Below are 19,794 nucleotides of genomic sequence, written 5' to 3' on the forward strand. Positions count from 1 at the left end.
TTTGCGGCTACGCTAAAACAATAGCCAACCGCCCGGGTCCGAGCTGCCATGACAACGTCCCCCGCCAGCGACCCGCTGCTGCTGGCCCTGCTGGAAACAGCCCCCATCGGCATTGCGGTACTGGATGACGCGCTGCGTTACCTGCATATCAACCAGCTGCTGGCCGATTCCAACGGCCACAGTATCGCCAGCCATATCGGCCGCACCCCGCACGACGTGCTGCCGGACGTGGGCGAGCAGCTGGAGGCCATCATGCGCGACGTGATGGCCAGCGGCCAGGCACGCCGCAACTTCGAGGCACGCGCCGAGGTGCCGCCGGGTTCCGGCCACTACCGGCTATGGAATGCCAGCTACCACCCCTATCTGCAGGATGGCGCCGTGACCGGCATCATCGCCATGGTGGAAGACGTGACCCACGCCCGCGACACCGCGCGCCGGCTGCGCGACAGCGAGCAACATATCCGCCGCGTACTGGACAGCCTGTTTACCTTTGTTGGCGTGATTGCGCCGGACGGCACACTGTTGGAAGTCAACCGCGCGCCGCTGGAGGCCGCCGGCATCACCCTGGACAGCGTACGCGGGCTGAAGCTGTGGGATACCTTCTGGTGGAGCTTCAACGCCGAGATGCAGCAACTGGCGCACGAGGTGGTGCAACAGGCGGCCGGCGGCGACACCGTGCGCCGCGACATCGAGGTGCGCATGCAGGACGACAGCCGCGTGACGCTGGATTTCATGCTGGCACCGCTGCGCGACGACAGCGGCGAGATCACCCACCTGGTGGGCTCGGCCAACGACATCAGCGGCCGCACCCGCAGCGAACAGGCGCTGCGGCAGAGCGAAACCCACTTCCGCCAGGTGGTGGAAGCCACCCCGGACGCGCTGATGATGGTGGACAGCCAGGGCGTGATCCGGCTGGTGAACGGCCGCATGGAAGAGCTGTTCGGCTACACCCGCGACGAGCTGATCGGTCAGGGCTTCGACCGCCTGCTGCCGGATAGCGTGCGCAACCAGCACCAGGGGCTGGTCAAGCACTTCTTCGCCAATCCCTCGACCCGCGACATGGCCAACCGCAAGCCACTGTTTGCCGTGCGCCGCGACGGCTCCACCTTCCCGTGCGAAATCGGCCTCAACCCGCTGGAGATCGCCGGCCAGCTGCTGACGCTGGCGTCGATCACCAATGTCACCGCGCGCTACCAGGCGCAGCAGGCGATGGAAAAGGCGCTGGCAGAAAAAACCGTGCTGCTGGGCGAGGTGCACCACCGGGTGAAAAACAATCTGCAGGTGATCTCCAGCATGCTCAACCTACAGGCGCGCAATGCCGCCGCGCCGGTGCGGGTGGCACTGGTGGAAAGCCAGAACCACGTCAAGTCGATGGCGCTGATCCACCAGCTGCTATACGAGCGCAGCGACTTCTCGCGCGTGCCGCTGACCACTTATCTGGAGCGACTGCTGATGCTGCTGCAGCACTCGCTGGCCGACAGCCAGCGCAAGGTGACGGTGCAGTTCGCCACGCCGCCGCAGGAGGTGTTTCTGGAGCTGCAGCAGAGCATCCCGCTGGGGCTGCTGGTCAACGAGATCATCACCAACGCCTTCAAGCACGCCTTCACCGAGCGCGGCTACGGCACGCTGCATCTGCTGCTGCAGTCGGGCGAACCGGACAACCGCCTCACCATCCGCGATGACGGCATCGGGCTGCCGGCGGATGTGGTGCTGGGCGAAAGCCGCACCCTGGGCTTCCAGCTGCTGCCGATGCTGGCCGACCAGCTGCAAGGCCGGCTGGAAGTGCACAGCCAGCCGCAGCAGGGCACCCACTTTGAGCTGTACTTTCCATCCCTGATGGCGGGAGAAACGCCATGAGCCATCGCATCCAGATCGTCGAAGACGAGCGCATCGTGGCGCTGGACCTGAAGGAATGCATCCGCAGCCTGGGCTTCGAGGTGATAGACATCAGCTCGTCCGGCGAAAAGGCCATCAGCCGCGCCCGCGAGCTGCGGCCGGACCTGACCCTGATGGACATCCACCTGGACGGCCCGATGAGCGGCACCGAGGCCGCCGCCGTACTGCGGCAGGAGCTGGACATCCCGGTGGTGTTCCTCACCGCCTATGCCGAGGAAAACACCCTGAAGGCGGCCGAGCAAAGCGCCCCGTATGGCTATCTGCTCAAGCCGTTTGAGCTGCGCGAACTCAACGCCACGCTGCGCATGGCGTTCTCCTGCCGCGCCGCCGAATCGGAAACGCGCGACCAGCACCGGCGGCTGGAAATGGCGATCGAAACCGCCAAGCTGGGCATCTGGGAGTGGGATACCCAGCAATCCACCTTTTTCAGCCAGGGCCACATCCAGCAGCTCACCGGCATCCGCCCCGGCACGCTGCGCGACAATGCGCCATCGTTCATGCGCCTGCTGGCCAAGACCGACCGCGACAAGCTGCTGACCATGCTGCAGCAACGCGGCCAGGCGGAGATGATCGCCAGCCTGCAGCGCCCGGATGGCGAGGCGGCGTGGGTGGAGCTGAACGCGCGCGAATTCCACGGCCAGCCTGCCGGCCACACCAAGCTGGTGGGCGTGCTGCGCGATGTCACCGAGCGGGTGCAGATGGAAGAAAAACTGCGCCAGGCCAGCGCGGTGTTCCACACCACCGCCGAGGGCATCGCCATCGTGTCGCCGCAGCGCCAGATCCAGATCGCCAACCCGGCGTTCCTGCGCATGACCGGCTACAGTCTGAGCGAACTGCTGCTGCAGGATATCGACCAGCTGCTGCACGAGCGGCAGCACAGCCTGGAGTTCTACCAGCAGCTGGGGCAGCAGCAACACGGGCTGTGGAACGGCGAGATCCTGTGCCGGCGCAATGGCGGCGAGCTGTTCCCGGTGTGGGAGCACATCTGCGCGGTACACGACGACAGCGGCCAACTATCGCACTTCATCATTGCCTGCTCGGACATCTCCGGCATCCACAATGCGCAACGCGAACTGAACCACATGGCGTTCCACGATGCGCTGACCGGGCTGGGCAACCGCCACCTGCTGCAGGACCAGCTGGAAATCGAGCTGGACCGGGCGCTGTGCCACCAGCAATCGCTGGGCCTGGTGTTCATCGACCTGGATGGCTTCAAGCTGGTAAACGACAGCCTGGGCCACGCCGCCGGCGACCGCCTGCTGCAGATCGTGGCCGCCCGCATCAAGGAAACCATCCGTCGCGGCGACATCGCCACCCGGTTTGGCGGCGATGAATTCTTCATCGTCTGCCCCGGCAGCGGCGAGGAGGAATGCACCACGCTGGCCAGCCGCCTGATTGCCAAGCTGGAAACGCCGATCCTGCTCAGCGACGAGCCGGTGGTGATCAGCTGCAGCATCGGCATCGCGCTGTTCCCGCAGCACGGGCAGGAAATCGACAAGCTGCTGCGCGCCGCAGACAGCGCCATGTACGAGGCCAAGATCCAGGGAAAACGCCGCTTCTGCCTGTTCAACGACGGCATGGCCGACAAGGTGCGGCTGCGCATGCAGACCGAGCAGCGGCTGCGGCAGGCCATGAGCCGGCAGGCGTTCGAACTGCACTACCAGCCGCTGATCGCGCTGGGCGAGCCGCAGCTGATGGGGTTCGAGGCGCTGATCCGCTGGCGCGAGCCGGACCGGCTGATCATGCCAGACAGCTTCATCACCATTGCCGAGGAATGCGGGCTGATCCACGACATTGGCGAGTGGGTGCTGCACAGCGCCTGCGAGCAGGCACGGCAATGGCAGGACAACTACCCGCTGCCGCTGCGGGTGGCGGTCAACGTGTCGGCCCGGCAGTTTGCCGCGCCGGACTTCGTGCGCAAGGTGGGGCTGATCCTGCTGGAAACCGGGCTGTACCCGCACCTGCTGGAGCTGGAGGTGACCGAGAGCACGCTGCAGATCATGGAAGACAGCCAGCGCGTGCTGGGCGAACTGAAAGCGCTCGGCGTCAGCATCTCGATCGACGACTTCGGCACCGGCTATTCGTCGATGGCGCTGCTCAAGCACCTGACCATCGACCGGCTGAAGATCGACCGCTCTTTCGTGAAGGACACTCCGGAGGCGGTGCGCGACTGCGCCATCTGCCGCGCCATCGTCACCCTGGCGCACAGCCTGATGCTGAGCATTACCGCAGAAGGCGTGGAAACGGCGGAACAGGCGGAGTTCCTGGCCAAGATCGGCTGCGATACGGCACAGGGTTATCTGTTTGCCAAACCGCTGCCGCTGGATGCGCTGGCCGGCTACCTGGCGCAGTGGCAGGCGCGGCTGAGGGAAGGCGGCTGATGCCCGGCGCGCGGGCAAAAAAAAATCCCCTGTGGGTTTCCGCAGGGGCCAACACGAGGAAGAAACATCTCGCCGGCGAGGGGCCGGATCGATGCTTCGAGGGGCTAACACCACAAAAACCTTTCGGCTTGAGTGCGCTGCACAATTTAGCGTAATTGCTCTAGCCTGTCCATTTTTTTATCAGGGACTTAGCCGTCATAACGCGGCATATCCGCCCGGTTTCACTCTTTTACCGGCCGCTTGGCCAACATGCGCTGCAGGCTGCGCCGGTGCATGCCCAGCGCCCGCGCGGTAGCGGAAACATTGCCGCCGTGCTCGGTCAGCACCCGCTGCAGATGCTCCCAGCTCACCCGCTTCAGCGACATCGGCTGGCTGCCGATCGCCAGCGCCGGGTTGGCCGCCACCTGCCCCAGCGCCGCCAGGATGTCATCCACCGTCGCCGGCTTGGCCAGGTAGTTCACCGCCCCCAGTTTTACCGCCTCCACCGCGGTGGCGATGCTGGCATAGCCGGTCAGCACCAGCAGCCGCGCCGCCGGCGCGCGCTGCAGCAGTTGCGGCAACAGCCGCAGGCCGCTGTCACCGGCCAGGTTGAGATCCAGCACGATGCCGTCCGGCGGGGTTGCCACCGCGGCCAACGCCGCCGCCGGGTTGGCCGCATGCTGTACGTTAAAACCGCGTCGGCTCAGGCTGCGCGCCAGTACCGCGGCAAAGGTGTCGTCATCATCAATGATCAGCAGTGTGTGCATGCGCGCCATCCAGCGGCAGGCGCAGGGTGGCGCGCACCCCGCCGGCCGCCGCGTTATCCAGTTTCAGTTCCCCGCCCAGCTGCGACAGCGTGGCATGCGACAGCAATACCCCCAGCCCTAGCCCGGCCGGCTTGTCGGAATCCAGCGGCGCCAGCCCGGCATGCTGCAGCTGCGCCGCACTCAGCCGGCCATGCCGGTTGTGGATTTCCAGCCGCAGCCAGCCCGGCTCCAGCACCACCGTCAGCTCGACTTCCCCGCCACCGGCATCGGCGGCGTTATTCAGCAGATTGAACAATGCCGGCCAGAAACGCGCGTCCAGCGCCAGCACCGGGCCGCCAGCGGTCAGACCATGGCGCAGCAACCTCACATCCGGCCGCGTGCTGTGCCAGCCCTGCAGCTGCTGCGCCAGTTGCGTACATACCGGCAGCGCGCTGCCGGCACCGCCGCTGCCGGCTTTCAACTGCACAAGTGCCTCGCGGCACAGTTGCAGCTGGCGCTGCATCAGCTGCAGATCGTCGTGCTGCGGGCCACTGGCGTCGTGCAGCAGCTCATCACACAGCAGGGTCAGCGTGGCCAGCGGCGTGGACAGCGCATGCGCGGCCGACGCCGCCTGCACCCCCAGCCCCACCAGCTGCTCGTTGCGCAGCTGCGCTTCGCGCGCCGCCGCCAGCGCCGCCTCGCGCCGCAGCAACTGCGCCGCCAGGTAGGAGACAAAGCCGGTCAGCAGCAGCACCGAGGCGGCAAAGGTCAGCCACATGCCCAGCAGATGCAGGCGGAAGGCATAGGCGGCATCGCCGCCGGCCAGCGGCCACGGCAGGTGCCACACGAACAGCAGGGCATAGGCCGACAGGCTCGCCAGTGCCAGCGCCCAGGCCTGCCGTGGCGGCAGCAACAAGGCGCCGAACAACACCGGCGGCAGGTACAGCGACGCCAGCGGGTTGGCCGCACCGCCGCTGAAGGCCAGCAGCTCGGTGAGCACCAGCACATCGGCAGCCAGCCCCAGCGCCAGTAGGCGCCGCGGCAGCACGCCGCGCCGCGCCAGCCACGGCAGCGCCAGGTTGACCGCCAGCAGCGTCAGCCATGCCTGCGCCAGCAACAGCCACGGCAGGCTTAAGCCCTGCCAGCGGGCCAGCGGCCACAGCAGCAATGCCAGCAGCAGCAGCAGCCAGCGCAACTGGGCGATGCGCCGCTGGATCAGGCCCAGGTTGGCGGCAAACGGAAGGGGGGAAGCGATGGCGTTCATGCGCGCCACTTTAGCACTGCCCTACGCGCCGGGAGCTGGCTGCGGCGTTTTGTCGCATGACAAACAGCCGCCGCCCGGCTGGCGGGCGGCGGTGCCGTGGTTCGCGATCTGGAGAGCGGGAACGCCTTCCCGCCAGCGCCACTGTAGCGAGGGACAGGCGGCGACGGAATGCGACACCTTGTCGCAACCGCCGCCGCGGGCAGCGGCTATAAGCGGGCGAGTACCGCATCGCAGAAGCCGGCGGTGCCGGCACTGCCACCCAGGTCCGGCGTGCGGATGCCGGCCGCCAGCGTGGCGCGCACGGCTTGTTCCAGCCGTGCGTCCAACGCCGGCAACTGCCACCAGTGACGCAGCAGCAGCGCCAGCGACAGCAGGCTGGCCACCGGGTTGGCAATGTCCTGCCCGGCGATGTCCGGCGCCGAGCCATGCACCGGCTCGGCAATGGCAGCCTGCTCACCCAGGTTCAGCGACGCAGCCACCCCCAGCCCGCCGCCGAACGCTGCCGCCAGATCGGACAGGATATCGCCGTACAGATTGGACGCCAGCAGCATGTCGAACGCCTGTGGCGCCTGCGCCAGCTTCAGCGCGGCGGTATCCACCAGCAATTCGTCCACCTGCAGCTGCGGATAATCCGCCGCCACCTGGCGCGCCACATCGCGGAACAGGCCGTCGGTGAGCGGCAGGATATTGGCCTTGTGCACGATGGTAAGCCGCCGGCGGCCCTCGGCCACCGCCAGCTGGCAGGCGCTTGCTGCCACCCGTTGCGAGGCGACGCGGGTGATGCGCTTGATGGCGGTGGCGGTGTCGCCGTCCGACTGCTCCTCGCCGATGTACAGGTCTTCGGTGTTCTCGCGCACGATCAGCAGGTCGATGCCGGGGGTGCCGCAGCCGGGCAGGCTCAGGGTTGGCCGCAGGTTGGCATGGCAACCCAGTTCGCGGCGCAGCTGCACGATGGGCGAGCGGTAGCCGGCCACCTTGTGCGCCGGCGAACTCACTGCGCCGAAGATCACCGCGCCGCAGTCGCGCGCGGCGGCCAGCGTGACCGGCGGCAGCGCGTTGCCGCTGCGCTGAAAAGTTTCCCAGCCGGCATCGGCCGCCACCGTCTGCAGCTGCGGCAGCAGCTGGCGCAAGACGCGCACGGCCTGCGGCACCACTTCCTGACCGATGCCGTCGCCGGCAATCACACACAGTTTCATCGCCATGACCTCTTGTGCTTGTTGTTGCATGGCAACATAGCGCGCGGCCTGTAGTACGGCAAGTACGCCTGTCCGACAGCCTGACAGCCCCGCCCTGCCTGCTGATTGGGAATGTATATCATTATATAAATTGAGCAACATCAAAAAAGGCAATAAAGACAGAACCTTTCCGTCCAAGCAGTTATTTGGAAGCTGGGTTAGAATACGCAGCTGTTGAATTACTGCCGCATGTAAAGACGAGCGCACATGGCTACCCTCTCGACCGAAACCGTCCTGTCCGTCCATCACTGGAACGACACCCTGTTCAGCTTCACCTGCACCCGCGATCCGGGTCTGCGTTTCATCAACGGCCAGTTCGTGATGATCGGTCTGGAAGTGAACGGCAAACCGCTGATCCGTGCCTATTCCGTGGCCAGCGCCAACTGGGAAGAACACCTGGAGTTCTACTCCATCAAGGTACAGAACGGCCCGCTGACCTCGCGCCTGCAGCACCTGCAGGCGGGCGACAAGGTGGTGATCTCCGGCAAGCCCACCGGCACCCTGGTGCAGGACAACCTGCTGCCGAACGCCAAGCACCTATTCCTGCTGTCTACCGGTACCGGCCTGGCGCCGTTCATGTCCATCATCAAGGACCCGGAAGTCTACGATCTGTACGACAAGATCTTCCTGATCCACGGCGTGCGCTGGGTGAACGAACTGGGCTACCACGACTACATCACCAAAGAGCTGGCCGAGCACGAGTACCTGGGCGAGCTGGTGAAAGAGAAACTGGTGTACTACCCGACCGTGACCCGCGAACCGTTCCGCAACCAGGGCCGTCTGACCGACCTGATCAAGAGCGGCGAACTGGCCAAGCAGCTGGGCATCCCGCAGCTGAACCCGGAAACCGACCGCGCGCTGCTGTGCGGCAGCCCGGCGATGCTCGACGATACCTGCCACATTCTGGACGAGCTGGGCTTCAAGGAATCGCCGCGCATGGGCGAACCTGGCCACTACGCCATCGAGCGCGCCTTCGTCGAGAAGTAAGCAGCTGCCACGCGGCCCTTGCGGCCAACCTTGCCAGTACCCAACACCCCGTCCGCTACGGGGTGTTTTGCTATCCGGAGAACAGCATGTCCCATCCCGCCGTACCGTTTCGCGACGCACTGCGCTTCTGGCTCAAGCTGGGCTTTCTCAGCTTTGGCGGCCCGGCCGGACAGATCGCACTGATGCACCGCGAGCTGGTGGACAACAAACGCTGGATCTCCGAGCAGCGTTTTCTGCACGCGCTGAACTACTGCATGCTGCTGCCGGGGCCGGAGGCGCAGCAGCTGGCCACCTATCTGGGCTGGCTGATGCACCGCACCCGCGGCGGCATCGTCGCCGGCGTGCTGTTCGTGCTGCCGTCGTTGCTGATCCTGATCGCGCTGTCGTGGCTGTACATGGCCTTCGGCCAGCTGCCGCTGGTGGCCGGCGCCTTTGCCGGCATCAAGGCCGCAGTGCTGGCCATCGTGCTGCAGGCGGCGTGGCGTATCGGTAGCCGCGCGCTGAAGCACCCGCTGCTGTGGGGCATTGCCGCCGCCGCACTGCTGGCGCTGGCGCTGTTCGCGCTGCCGTTCCCGGCCATCGTGCTGCTGGCCGGCATCAGCGGCTGGCTGGGCGCCAAACGTTGGCCGCAGGTATTTGCCGGCGGCAAGGGCCACGCCGCCAGTAGCGCGCAGGATGACAATCAGGCGCTGATCAACGACCACACCCCACCGCCGCCGCATGCCAGCTACAGCCACGGCAAGCTGCTGCGACTGGCGCTGGCCGGTGCGCTGCTGTGGGCGCTGCCGATGCTGACGGCCATAGCGCTTGCCGGCAGCCAGCACACGCTGCCGCAGATGGGCTGGTTCTTCACCAAGGCGGCGCTGCTGACCTTCGGCGGTGCCTACGCGGTGCTGCCCTATGTCTACCAGGGCGCAGTGACGCACTTTGGCTGGCTGACACCGGGACAGATGATGGACGGCCTGGCGCTGGGTGAAACCACGCCGGGGCCGCTGATCATGGTGGTGGCCTTCGTCGCCTTTGTCGGCGGCTACGGCGCGCCGCTGTTCGGTGCCGGCAGCGCGGCTATCAGCGGCATCGTCGCCGCCAGCTGGGTCACCTGGTACACCTTCTTGCCGTCGTTCCTGTTCATCCTCGCCGGCGCACCGCTGGTAGAGCACACCCGCGGCAAGCTGGGCTTTACCGCGCCGCTTACCGCCATTACCGCCGCGGTGGTGGGGGTGATCATCAATCTGGCGCTGTTCTTCGGCCAGCACCTGCTGTGGCCGCGCGGCCTGGCTGCCGGCATCGACTGGTTTGCCGCCCTGCTGGCCGCCGCCAGCCTGTGGGCGCTGGTGAAGGGCGGCCGCGGCGTGATCCCAGTGATAGCCGCCTGCGCCGGCATCGGCCTGCTACGCGCGCTGCTGACCTAGCTCAGCTGCAATCTGCAGCAGGAAATCCACCACCGCGCGCACCCGCGGCGAACGGTAGCGGTCGGCGTGGTACACCAGCCAGCTGCTGCCCTGGTAGCGTCCCAGCAGCTGCCAGCCCGGCAGCACCGGTCGCAGACTGCCGTCCGCCAGCTGCTGCCGCACCGCAAAATCCGGCAGGCAGGCAATGCCCAGCCCCTGCGCGGCGGCATCGCGCCGCATCTCGCTGTGATTGCAGGCATAGCGGCCACGCACGTTGACCACCACCCGCTCGTTGCCGCGCACCAGACACCATTCGTCGTCGCCCGGTAGCTCGGCCAGATGCAGGCAGCTGTGGCGCACCAGCTCGGCCGGATGCTGCGGCGTGCCGTGCGCCGCCAGGTAGGCCGGCGCCGCATACAGCAGGGTGCGCACCTCCATGAATGGCCGCGCCACGTAGCCCGGCGGCGGGTCGCCCAGCCGTAACGCGATGTCCACGCCATCGGCGATCAGGTCCACCACCTGGTCGGTGACCTGCAATTCCAGCGCCAATTGTGGATAAGTCTGCAGCAGGCCGGGCAGCTGTGGATGAATCAGCTGCCGCAGCGCCGCCTTGGGTGCGGCCAACCTTACCCGGCCGGTGACGCTGCTGGCGTGGCGCGCAGCACCGTCGCAGGCGGCGCGGGCCGCCTCCAGCATGGCGCGGGCGTGGCGCAGCACCTCCTGCCCACCGCTGGTCAGGTGCAGCCGCCGCGTGCTGCGCTCCAGCAGTTTCAGCTCCAGTGCCGTCTCCAGCCGCGCGATCTGCCGGCTCACCGCCGACGGCGTGCTGCCCTGCAGCCGCGCCGCAGCGCTGAACGAGCCGGCCTCCACCACGTCCACCAGCACCGCCAGATCCGGCAGTAAGGGCAATAGTTCACTTGTTCTCATGGCGCACAAATCCTGTTCCTAAATGGCCGATTATCAGTAGCAGCAGCTAGTTTCATACTGGCGGCCACGCCATGCAAGGAGCCCGCCATGAACCGCAGCCTGATTCCCGCCGAACTGTTGCTGCTGCTGACCGCCGTGATCTGGGGCAGCAGCTACAGCGTGGTCAAGACCACGCTGGCCTTCTACCCGGTGGCCGGGGTGATCGCCATCCGTTTCCTGCTGACCGCGCTGCTGCTGACACCGTACTGGCTGCGCCTGCCGGCCGCGCAACGCCGCGCCTGCGTCGCTGCCGCGCTGCCCACCAGTGCCGGGCTGCTGGCGATCTTCTTTGCCGAAACCGCCGGCGTGGCGCACACCAGCGCTGGCAATGCCGCCTTTCTGGTCAGCCTGTGCCTGCTGCTGACGCCGCCGCTGGAATGGCTGTGGTTCGGCCAGCGCCCGGCGGCACGGCTGTGGCTGGCCGCTATCGTGTCGCTGCTGGGCACCTGGCTGCTCACCGGCACCGCCAGCGGCCAGCTCAGCAGCGGCGACGCGCTGATGCTGCTGGCGGCGCTGCTGCGCGCGGCGCAGACCTGCCTGGCCACCCGCCTCACCGCCGGCAAGGGCATCGACATGCTGGGGCTGACCGCGGTACAGGGCGTGCTGGTCGGCGGCGGCGCGCTGCTGATCGGCCTGGCACTGCCCGGTGGCCTGCCGCCGCTGCCCAGCGCCGCCGGCTTCTGGCTGGCGATCGCCTTCCTCACCGTGTTCTGCACCCTGTTCGCCTTCTGGGCGATGAACCGCGCGCTGGCCGATTCCAGCCCCAGCAAGGTGGCGCTGCTGCTGGGCAGCGAGCCGCTGTGGGGCGCGCTGTTCGCGGTGGCCTGGCTGGGTGAGCCGCTGGCCGCCAGCGGCTGGATCGGCGGGCTGCTGATTGCCGGCGCGGCGCTGTGGCAGGCACTGCCGGCACGCCGCGTGGTGCGCTAACCGACCCGACCACCGCCGCTACTGCGGCAAATCCGCCACACGCCAATCAGACACAACGTCAAACAAAGCATACTACAACAGCAAAAATCAGACTAAATGTCCGATAAATTAACGTAACTCAGATGTGAAAATTAAATAAGTGAATTATCGCCGCAATAATCGGACATAACGGGTAATGTCGGGTGGTCAATCAAGGAGATCGCCATGCTGTTGCACCCCGCCCGCAAATACCCCGCCTTCCAGCCCGTGGAGCTGCCCGCGCGGCAATGGCCATCGCGCCGCCAGACCCGGGCCCCGACCTGGCTCAGCACCGACCTGCGCGACGGCAACCAGGCGCTGGCCACGCCGATGAATGCCGCGCAGAAGCTGCGCTTCTTCCACATGCTGCTGGCCTGCGGTTTCAAGCAGATCGAGGTGGCGTTCCCGGCCGCCTCGCAGACCGACTTCGATTTCGTGCGCACGCTGCTGGCTGACGGCCACGTGCCGGACGACGTCACCCTGCAGGTGATCACCCAGTCGCGGCCGGACCTGATCGCCCGCACCTTCGAGGCGCTGCACGGCGCCCGCCGCGCCATCGTGCACCTGTACAACGCCACCGCCCCGGCCTGGCGCCGGCAGGTGTTCGCCACCGATCGCGCCGGGGTGCGCGCGCTGGCCGAGCGCGGCACGCGGCAGATACGCGAGCTGGCGGCGGCCAACCCCGGCACCGACTGGCAGTTCCAGTATTCGCCGGAAACCTTCTCCGCCACCGAGCCGGATTTCGCGCTGGAAATCTGCGACGCGGTCAGCGAAATCTGGCAGCCGACGCCACAACGCAAGATGATCATCAACCTGCCGGCCACGGTGGAGCTGTCCAGCCCCAACCACTACGCCGACCAGATCGAATGGATGCACGGCCGGCTGGCGCGCCGCGACAGCATCGTGCTCAGCGTGCACCCGCACAACGACCGCGGCACCGCGGTGGCTGCCGCCGAGCTGGCGCTACTGGCCGGCGCCGAGCGGGTGGAAGGCTGCCTGTTCGGCAACGGCGAACGCACCGGCAATGTGGACCTGCTGACCCTGGCGCTGAATCTCTACACCCAGGGCATTGCGCCGGAGCTGGATTTTTCCGATATCGACGCGGTGCGCGCGCTGGTGGAAGACAGCATCGGCCTGCCGGTGCACCCGCGCCACCCCTACGCCGGCGAGCTGGTCTACACCGCGTTTTCCGGCTCGCACCAGGACGCCATCCGCAAGGGCATGGCGCTGCAGCACGACGCCGAGCCGTGGCAAGTGCCGTATCTGCCGCTGGACCCGGCCGACGTTGGCCGCAGCTACCAGGCGCTGATCCGCGTCAACAGCCAGTCCGGCAAGGGCGGAATCAGCTGGCTGCTGGAGCAGCACTACGGCCTGCAGCTGCCGCGCGCGCTGCAGCAGGACTTTGCCGGCCTGGTGCAGGCGGAGACCGACCGCGCCGGGCAGGAGCTGGCGGCCGAGCAACTGTACCGGCTGTTCCGCCAGCATTACCTGTCGGAGCACGGCCCGTGGCGCTATGTCAGCCACCGCCAGCAGCAGGTGCAGGGGCAGACGCGGCTGGAGATCAGCCTGCAGCACGGTGCGCAGCCGCAGCAGCGGCAAGGTTGTGGCAACGGCCCGCTGGATGCGCTGCTGGCGGCGATGGCCGTGCCGCTGCAGCTGCTGGACTACCAGCAGCACGCGCTGGGCAGCGGCAGCGCCGCGCGCGCCATCTGCTACCTGCAACTGCAGGACGCCACCGGCAAGCACTGCTTTGGCGTGGCCGAGGACGACAACCTGGAACTGGCCGCGCTGCGCGCGCTGCTGGCCGGCATCAATGCCCACAGCCGGCAGCCGCCGGCGCAAGCAGCCTGAGCCGGAAACGAACATGCGGCCAACCTTGCCACAAGGTTGGCCGCATGCTGCCGGCGGTGAATGACGCCAGCGATCTAGTCCTGCGCCACCGGCGACAACGCGCGGCGCACGGTGTCCTCGTCCAGCGCCGCCGAGCACAGTTCGATGAAGCGGTAGGCGTAGCTGCGCAGGTAGTGGCCGCGGCGGATCGCCAGCCGCGTGGTCTGGTGGCCGAACAGCGGCGCGCCCTCCACCACCCGCACCTGGCTGTCGCGCTGCGGGTCCACCGCCATCGAGGCGATGATGCCGACGCCCAGTTCCAGCTCGACATAGGTCTTGATCACGTCGGCATCCAGTGCCGCCATCACGATGTCCGGCGCCAGGCCGGCATCGGCGAAGGCGCGGTCGATCTGCGCGCGGCCGGTAAAGCCGTGGTGGTAGGTCACCAGCGGGTAGTCGGCCAGCGTCTCCAGCGTCAGTGCCTGCTGGTGCAGCGGGTGCGCCGGCGGCGCGATCACCGCGTGGTGCCAGCTGTAGTACGGAAACGACACCAGTTCCGGCACCTCGGCCACCGCCTCGGTGGCGATGCCGATGTCGGCCTCGCCGGCCAGCAGCAGGCGCACCAGCTCGTCCGGGCTGGCCTGGTGCAGCACCAGGTGCACCTTGGGAAACGCCTTCTTGAACGCAGTCACCACCTTGGGCAGCGCGTAGCGCGCCTGAGTGTGGGTGGTGGCGATGGTGAGCTGGCCTTCGTCGCGCTGGCTGAACTGCTCCGCCAGCCGCTTGATGTTGCCGGCGTCCAGCAGCATGCGCTCGACGATGGTCAGCAGCTCCTTGCCCGGATCGGTCAGGCCGAGAAAGCGCTTGCCCTTGCGCACAAACAGCTCCACCCCCAGCTCGTCCTCCAGGTCCTTGATGTGCTTGGACACGCCGGACTGCGAGGTGAACAGCGCGTTGGCCACCTCGGTGAGGTTGAAATTCTGTCTTACCGTCTCGCGGATGATGCGTAGCTGCTGGAAATTCATGCGGCACCTGCCGTTTCCTGGTTGGCGAACACGCGCACGCTGCGCGGCTTGAGGCGTACCGGCTGCCCGGCCTGCAGGCTTGAGACAAGCTCGCTGCCGGCCGGCAGTTCCACATCGAACTGCTGGCCGGCCAGCTCGTCACGGCCTTCCAGCTCCACACGGGTGAGCGCGCCAAGCGTCAGCAGGCGGCTGATGCGTGCCGGCACGCCATCGCCATGCTCGCCCGGCACGATGTCCAGCTCGTGCGGGCGCACAAAGGCGATCACCCGGCCATCATACGCTGCCGGCTCGCTGCTGAGCCGGGCATTACCCACCGCGATGCCGCCGGCGCTGCCGCTGCCTTCGAACCGGTTGGCCGCACCCAGAAAGCCGTACACGAAGGGCGTGGCCGGTTGGCGGTACACCTCGCCCGGGCTGCCGATCTGCTCCACGCGGCCGTGGTTCATCAGCACCACGCGGTCGGCCACTTCCAGCGCTTCTTCCTGGTCGTGCGTAACGAAGATGGAGGTGATGTGCAGCTCGTCGTGCAGGCGGCGCAGCCAGCGGCGCAGCTCCTTGCGCACCTTGGCGTCCAGCGCGCCGAACGGCTCGTCCAGCAGCAACACGCGCGGCTCCACCGCCAGCGCGCGCGCCAGGGCGATTCGCTGGCGCTGGCCGCCGGACAGCTGCGCCGGAAAGCGGTCGGCCAGCCAGTCCAGCTGCACCAGCCCCAGCAGCTCGTGCACCTTGCGCTTGATGTCGGCTTCGCTGGGGCGCAGCTTGCGCGGCTTCATGCGCAGACCGAAAGCTACGTTATCGAATACCGTCATGTGGCGGAACAGCGCGTAGTGCTGGAACACGAAGCCCACCTGGCGCTCGCGCACGTGGGTGTCGGAGGCGTCCTCGCCGTCGAGCAGCACACGGCCGCTGTCGGCCTGCTCCAGCCCGGCGATGACACGCAGCAGCGTGGTCTTGCCGCAGCCGGACGGCCCCAGCAGCGCTACCAGCTCGCCGCCGGGAAAGTCCAGCGTGAGGTTGTCGAGCGCGACGAAATCGCCGAATGCCTTGTGGATGTTTTGTACCTGGATGCTCATTTCATTTCTCCGTGGTCGCCTTGCGGCCAACCTTGCCCGCTGCGCTCGCCGCAGCGGATAGATATTTGGCGTTGCTAACAAAACCTTGCAGAGGACCTGAGCCAAGGCGCGCCGACGCAGACAGTACAGCGAGTACGGCAAGCAGGCGCAACGCAGGATCAGGGGTTTTGTTAGCGACGTTCAATCGCGCGTGGCGCGCCACTCCACCCAGCTCTTCACCACCAGCGTTACCAGCGCCAGCAGCGCCAGCAGACTGGCCACGGCAAAGGCGGCGGCGAACTGGTACTCGTTGTAGAGAATCTCCACATGCAGCGGCAGGGTGTTGGTCTCGCCACGGATATGGCCGGATACCACCGACACCGCGCCGAACTCGCCCATCGCCCGCGCATTGCTGAGAATCACGCCGTACAGCAGCGCCCAGCGCACATTCGGCAGCGTCACATGCCAGAACACCTGCCAGCCGCGCGCGCCCAGCACCACCGCGGCCTCTTCTTCCTCGCGCCCCTGCGCCTGCAGCAGCGGAATCAGCTCGCGGGCCACAAAGGGCACGGTAACGAACACGGTCGCCAGCACAATGCCCGGCACCGCGAAAATCACCTTGATGTCATGCTCCAGCAGCCAGGGGCCAAGCCAGCCGTGGCTGCTGAACACCAGCACGTACACCAGGCCGGCCACCACCGGCGACACCGAGAACGGCAGGTCGATCAGCGTGATCAGCAGCTGCTTGCCGCGAAAATCGAAACGGGTGATCGCCCACGCCGCCGCCACGCCGAACACCAGGTTCAGCGGCACCGAAATCACCGCGGCCAACAGGGTTAGCTTCACCGCCGACAGCGCGTCCGGCTCCAGCAGCGCCGCCAGGTAGGTATCCCAGCCCTTGGCCAGCGCCTCGGCAAACACTACCGCCAGCGGCAGCAGCAGGAACACGGCGAAGAAGCCCAGCGCCACGGTGAGAATGAGGGTCTTCACCCACGCCGGCTCACGGGTGGCCTGACGGCTTTCCAGCAGCGCCGCGCGGTCATGCTGGGCATAGAGATTGGAAACGGCACCGGCCATCATGCACTCCTTCCGCTACGTTTCGCCTGCCATGCCTGCAGACCGTTGATGGCCAGCAGCAGCAGGAAGGAAAACACCAGCATCACCCCGGCGATGGCGGTAGCGCCGGCATAGTCATATTGCTCCAGCTTGCTGATGATCATCAGCGGGGTGATCTCCGACACCATGGGGATGTTGCCGGCGATGAAGATCACCGAACCGTACTCGCCCACCGCGCGGGCAAAGGCCAGCGCGAAACCGGTCATCAACGCCGGCTGCAGCACCGGCAGGATCACGTGGCGGAAAGTCTGCCAGCGGTGCGCCCCCAGGCTGGAAGCGGCCTCTTCCAGCTCGGTCTCCAGGTCTTCCAGCACCGGCTGCACCGTGCGCACCACGAAGGGCAGGCCGATGAACACCAGCGCCACCAGCACCCCCAGCGGCCCGAACGCCACCTTGATGCCCAGCGGCTCCAGGTACTGGCCCAGCCAGCCGTTGCCGGCGTACAGGGCGGTAAGCGCAATGCCGGCCACTGCGGTGGGCAGCGCGAACGGCAGGTCCACCAGCGCATCCACCAGCTTCTTGCCAACAAAGCGGTAGCGCACCAGCGCCCAGGCCAGCAGCAGGCCGAACACCGTATTGATGGCCGCCGCCAGCAGCGCCATGCCGAAACTCAGGCGGTACGACGCCAGCACCCGCGGCGCGGTCACCGCGTCCCAGAAGCCGTCCAGCGGCAGGCTGCTGGCACGCAGAAACACCGCCGACAGCGGAATCAGCACCACCAGCGACAAATAGGTAAGGGTGAAACCCAGCGACAGGCCAAAGCCGGGCAACACACGGGGCAAGGTTGCGGCGCGGCTCATGCGGCGGCACCTCGAACGGTCGGTTTCATGCTGCTTCCTGTGGCTATATAACTGGCCACAGGATATTGGCCGCCCTCTTATTCGAAAAATAAGGATTTCTTCGTTGCTTATTCAATAACTGAAAAAGCGGGCGGTGGCGGATTGATATAGCGGATGGTTGTAAACGGGTGCCCGGGCGGCGTGAAGCACAGCAGACCGCTGGTCCGCATGCGGCCAACGTTGCAAGTGCGTAGGTTGGGCTGCGCGTAGCGAGGCCCTGCATTTACCGGATTGGTTTGCGGCGTGTGGTCTGGTTTTGTATTCGCAACGCGGATGATGTTTGCAGTCGCCGGTTCCGCCCGGCGCACGGGGAGGGAGCGTTCCGCCACCCCCTTGCATCCCCGCTCGCCCCAGTGCACCGCGAAACCCCGCTCAAAACGGCATTCGCCAGGCGTCGGCAATTCGCCGTTTGCTAACGGCAAACGGCGAATTGCCGACGCCTTAAAACCTGGCGAACCCCTTTTTGATCGGCGCGGCCCAATGGGGCATGGGGCGCCTCACAACGTTGGCCGCATGTTGTGGCTGTGAGTTGATGCGGCCAACGTTTTGCCTCCCCTCAGCACTCCCCCGACAACGGCTGCCCGGCCAGACGGATCAGGTCGGCCAGCAGCGGCGCCAGCTCGCCGGCGTCGTCGCCGCTACCGGACAGCAGGTGCAGCCGCGCCTGCCACACCGCGGCCAGGCTGGCGGCCTGGATCAGCCGCGGGTAGCGCGGGTCGGGGCGATGGCAGGCCACCAGCGCGGGAAACGGCAGCACCGGCGCCGCCAGCGGGTCGCCCTGCGGCGACAGCAGCAGCGCGGCGCGGCAGCGGCCGTCGGGTGGCAGCATCGCCAGCGCCGGCGCGCAGTGCTCGCCGTGCGTCAGCAGCACGAACGGCGTATTGCCCGTCTGCAACCAGCCGGCCAGCGCCGGCAGGTCCGCCAGCAAAAACGCACCCTGCCGGCGCGCAAGCGTCTGCAGGGTGCGGCCATCGGTCTGCCGGCCGTCGGCAAGCAGCAGCAACGGCAGGCCGGCGGACATTACTTCACCTGGATCTGGTCGAACACGCCGCCATCGGCGAAGTGGGTCTTCTGGGCTTTTGTCCAGCCGCCGAACACCTGGTCGATGGTGAACAGCTTCACCTTGCTGAACTTGTCGGCGTACTTGGCGGCCACCTTGGCGTCACGCGGGCGGTAGTAGTTGGCCGCGGCCAGCTCCTGACCTTCCGGGCTGTACAGGTAGTGCAGGTAGGCGTCGGCCACCTTGCGCGTGCCACGCTTGTCCACCACCTTGTCCACCACGCTCACCGGCGGCTCGGCCAGGATGGACAGCGACGGGGTGACGATGTCGAACTTGTCCGGCCCCAGTTCCTTGGTCGCCAGGTAGGCTTCATTTTCCCACGACAGCAGCACGTCACCGATACCGCGCTGGGTAAAGCTCACCAGCGAGCCGCGGGCGCCGGAATCCAGCACTTTCACGTTCTGGTAGATCTTCTTCACGAAATCCTTGGCCTTGGCATCGTTGCCGCCCGGCTGTTTCAGCGCATAACCCCAGGCCGCCAGGTAGTTCCAGCGCGCACCGCCGGAGGTTTTCGGGTTCGGCGTTACCACTTCCACCCCCGGCTTGATCAGGTCGTTCCAATCCTTGATCCCTTTCGGGTTGCCCTTGCGCACCAGGAACACGATGGTGGAGGTATACGGCGCGGCGTTGTTGGGCAGGCGCTGCTGCCAGTTGGCCGGAATCAGCTTGGCTTCGGTATTCAGCGCGTCCACGTCATAAGCCAGCGCCAGGGTCACCACGTCGGCTTCCAGGCCGTCGATCACCGCGCGCGCCTGCTTGCCGGAGCCGCCGTGCGACTGCTTGATGGTGACGGTTTCGCCGGTCTTGGCTTTCCAGTACTTGGCAAAGGCGGTGTTGAAGTCCTGGTACAGCTCGCGGGTCGGGTCGTAGGACACGTTGAGCAGGGTGACATCGGCCAGCGCATGGCCGGCCAGGGCGAAGAGCAGCGTGGTGGCGGTAGCAAGACGGGTAAAGCGGTGCATGGTGTTCTCCCCTTTGGATCGGCAGTTGATGGGGAGAATCTAACCAAGCCGCCAACGGCGGCGAACCAAGAAAAACTGCATTGCTTATCACGGAAAAATTGATAAGCAATGCAGTGGGCG

The 19,794-nt window shown here is 66.8% G+C and carries 16 protein-coding genes; 6 read left to right on the forward strand and 10 right to left on the reverse strand.

Annotation, left to right across the window (positions count from 1 at the left end; translation table 11 throughout):
* Window positions 1-48: 48 nt before the first annotated feature.
* Both ABNW52_RS02885 and ABNW52_RS02890 read left to right on the forward strand, forming a co-directional pair.
* A complete protein-coding gene (locus ABNW52_RS02885) occupies window positions 49-1,857 on the forward strand; it encodes a PAS domain S-box protein (RefSeq protein ID WP_349583769.1) in 1,809 nt (602 codons plus the stop codon).
* Complete coding sequence (locus ABNW52_RS02890) at window positions 1,854-4,277, forward strand: two-component system response regulator (RefSeq protein ID WP_349583772.1); 2,424 nt, start codon at window positions 1,854-1,856, stop codon at window positions 4,275-4,277. The genes ABNW52_RS02885 and ABNW52_RS02890 overlap by 4 nt, the downstream gene beginning before the upstream one ends.
* A gap of 221 nt (window positions 4,278-4,498) precedes the next feature.
* Here the strand turns inward: ABNW52_RS02890 and ABNW52_RS02895 are convergent, their stop codons facing one another.
* From ABNW52_RS02895 to ABNW52_RS02905, 3 genes are all read right to left on the reverse strand, one after another.
* Entirely contained in the window at window positions 4,499-5,023 is a 525-nt protein-coding gene (locus ABNW52_RS02895; RefSeq protein WP_349583773.1) for a response regulator transcription factor, read from the reverse strand.
* Complete coding sequence (locus tag ABNW52_RS02900; protein WP_349583776.1) at window positions 5,001-6,266, reverse strand: ATP-binding protein; 1,266 nt, start codon at window positions 6,264-6,266, stop codon at window positions 5,001-5,003. The genes ABNW52_RS02895 and ABNW52_RS02900 overlap by 23 nt, the downstream gene beginning before the upstream one ends.
* A gap of 206 nt (window positions 6,267-6,472) precedes the next feature.
* Window positions 6,473-7,468 carry an isocitrate/isopropylmalate dehydrogenase family protein gene (locus ABNW52_RS02905; RefSeq protein ID WP_349583779.1) on the reverse strand — a complete coding sequence of 332 codons (996 nt, stop codon included), beginning with the start codon at window positions 7,466-7,468 and terminating at the stop codon, window positions 6,473-6,475.
* A gap of 240 nt (window positions 7,469-7,708) precedes the next feature.
* On the opposite strand from ABNW52_RS02905, the gene ABNW52_RS02910 reads away from it, so the two are divergent.
* Both ABNW52_RS02910 and chrA read left to right on the forward strand, forming a co-directional pair.
* Window positions 7,709-8,488: a ferredoxin--NADP reductase gene (locus ABNW52_RS02910; protein ID WP_349583781.1), complete on the forward strand. Its 780-nt coding sequence runs from the start codon at window positions 7,709-7,711 to the stop codon at window positions 8,486-8,488.
* 86 nt (window positions 8,489-8,574) lie between these two features.
* Window positions 8,575-9,900, forward strand: coding sequence for a chromate efflux transporter (gene chrA, locus ABNW52_RS02915; RefSeq protein ID WP_349583784.1), 1,326 nt, complete (start codon window positions 8,575-8,577; stop codon window positions 9,898-9,900).
* Here chrA and ABNW52_RS02920 read toward each other — a convergent pair.
* Window positions 9,880-10,806: a LysR family transcriptional regulator gene (locus tag ABNW52_RS02920; protein WP_349583787.1), complete on the reverse strand. Its 927-nt coding sequence runs from the start codon at window positions 10,804-10,806 to the stop codon at window positions 9,880-9,882. The genes chrA and ABNW52_RS02920 overlap by 21 nt on opposite strands.
* An 87-nt stretch (window positions 10,807-10,893) precedes the next feature.
* Between ABNW52_RS02920 and ABNW52_RS02925 the strand changes: the two genes are divergently transcribed.
* Both ABNW52_RS02925 and leuA read left to right on the forward strand, forming a co-directional pair.
* Entirely contained in the window at window positions 10,894-11,772 is an 879-nt protein-coding gene (locus ABNW52_RS02925; RefSeq protein ID WP_349583789.1) for a DMT family transporter, read from the forward strand.
* Window positions 11,773-11,976: 204 nt separating this feature from the next.
* On the forward strand, window positions 11,977-13,641 hold the full coding sequence (leuA, locus tag ABNW52_RS02930; protein ID WP_349583792.1) for a 2-isopropylmalate synthase: 1,665 nt from the start codon (window positions 11,977-11,979) through the stop codon (window positions 13,639-13,641).
* Window positions 13,642-13,715: 74 nt separating this feature from the next.
* On the opposite strand, the gene ABNW52_RS02935 is transcribed toward leuA, so the two are convergent.
* The 6 genes from ABNW52_RS02935 to ABNW52_RS02960 form a co-directional block, all read right to left on the reverse strand.
* Complete coding sequence (locus ABNW52_RS02935; protein ID WP_349583795.1) at window positions 13,716-14,645, reverse strand: CysB family HTH-type transcriptional regulator; 930 nt, start codon at window positions 14,643-14,645, stop codon at window positions 13,716-13,718.
* Window positions 14,642-15,718, reverse strand: a complete 1,077-nt coding sequence (locus tag ABNW52_RS02940) for a sulfate/molybdate ABC transporter ATP-binding protein (protein WP_349583798.1) — start codon at window positions 15,716-15,718, stop codon at window positions 14,642-14,644. Before ABNW52_RS02940 ends, ABNW52_RS02935 begins: the two co-directional genes overlap by 4 nt.
* A 180-nt stretch (window positions 15,719-15,898) precedes the next feature.
* Window positions 15,899-16,774, reverse strand: a complete 876-nt coding sequence (cysW, locus tag ABNW52_RS02945; protein ID WP_349585020.1) for a sulfate ABC transporter permease subunit CysW — start codon at window positions 16,772-16,774, stop codon at window positions 15,899-15,901.
* The gene (cysT, locus tag ABNW52_RS02950; protein WP_349583801.1) at window positions 16,774-17,613 is read right to left on the reverse strand and encodes a sulfate ABC transporter permease subunit CysT; all 840 of its coding nucleotides are present in this window, start codon (window positions 17,611-17,613) and stop codon (window positions 16,774-16,776) included. The genes cysW and cysT overlap by 1 nt, the downstream gene beginning before the upstream one ends.
* 595 nt (window positions 17,614-18,208) lie before the next feature.
* A complete protein-coding gene (locus tag ABNW52_RS02955) occupies window positions 18,209-18,673 on the reverse strand; it encodes an alpha/beta hydrolase family protein (RefSeq protein WP_349583804.1) in 465 nt (154 codons plus the stop codon).
* Window positions 18,673-19,674, reverse strand: coding sequence for a sulfate ABC transporter substrate-binding protein (locus ABNW52_RS02960; RefSeq protein ID WP_349583805.1), 1,002 nt, complete (start codon window positions 19,672-19,674; stop codon window positions 18,673-18,675). Before ABNW52_RS02960 ends, ABNW52_RS02955 begins: the two co-directional genes overlap by 1 nt.
* Window positions 19,675-19,794 lie beyond the last annotated feature (120 nt).

The organism is Vogesella oryzagri (assembly GCF_040148885.1).
Lineage (GTDB): Bacteria > Pseudomonadota > Gammaproteobacteria > Burkholderiales > Chromobacteriaceae > Vogesella > Vogesella oryzagri.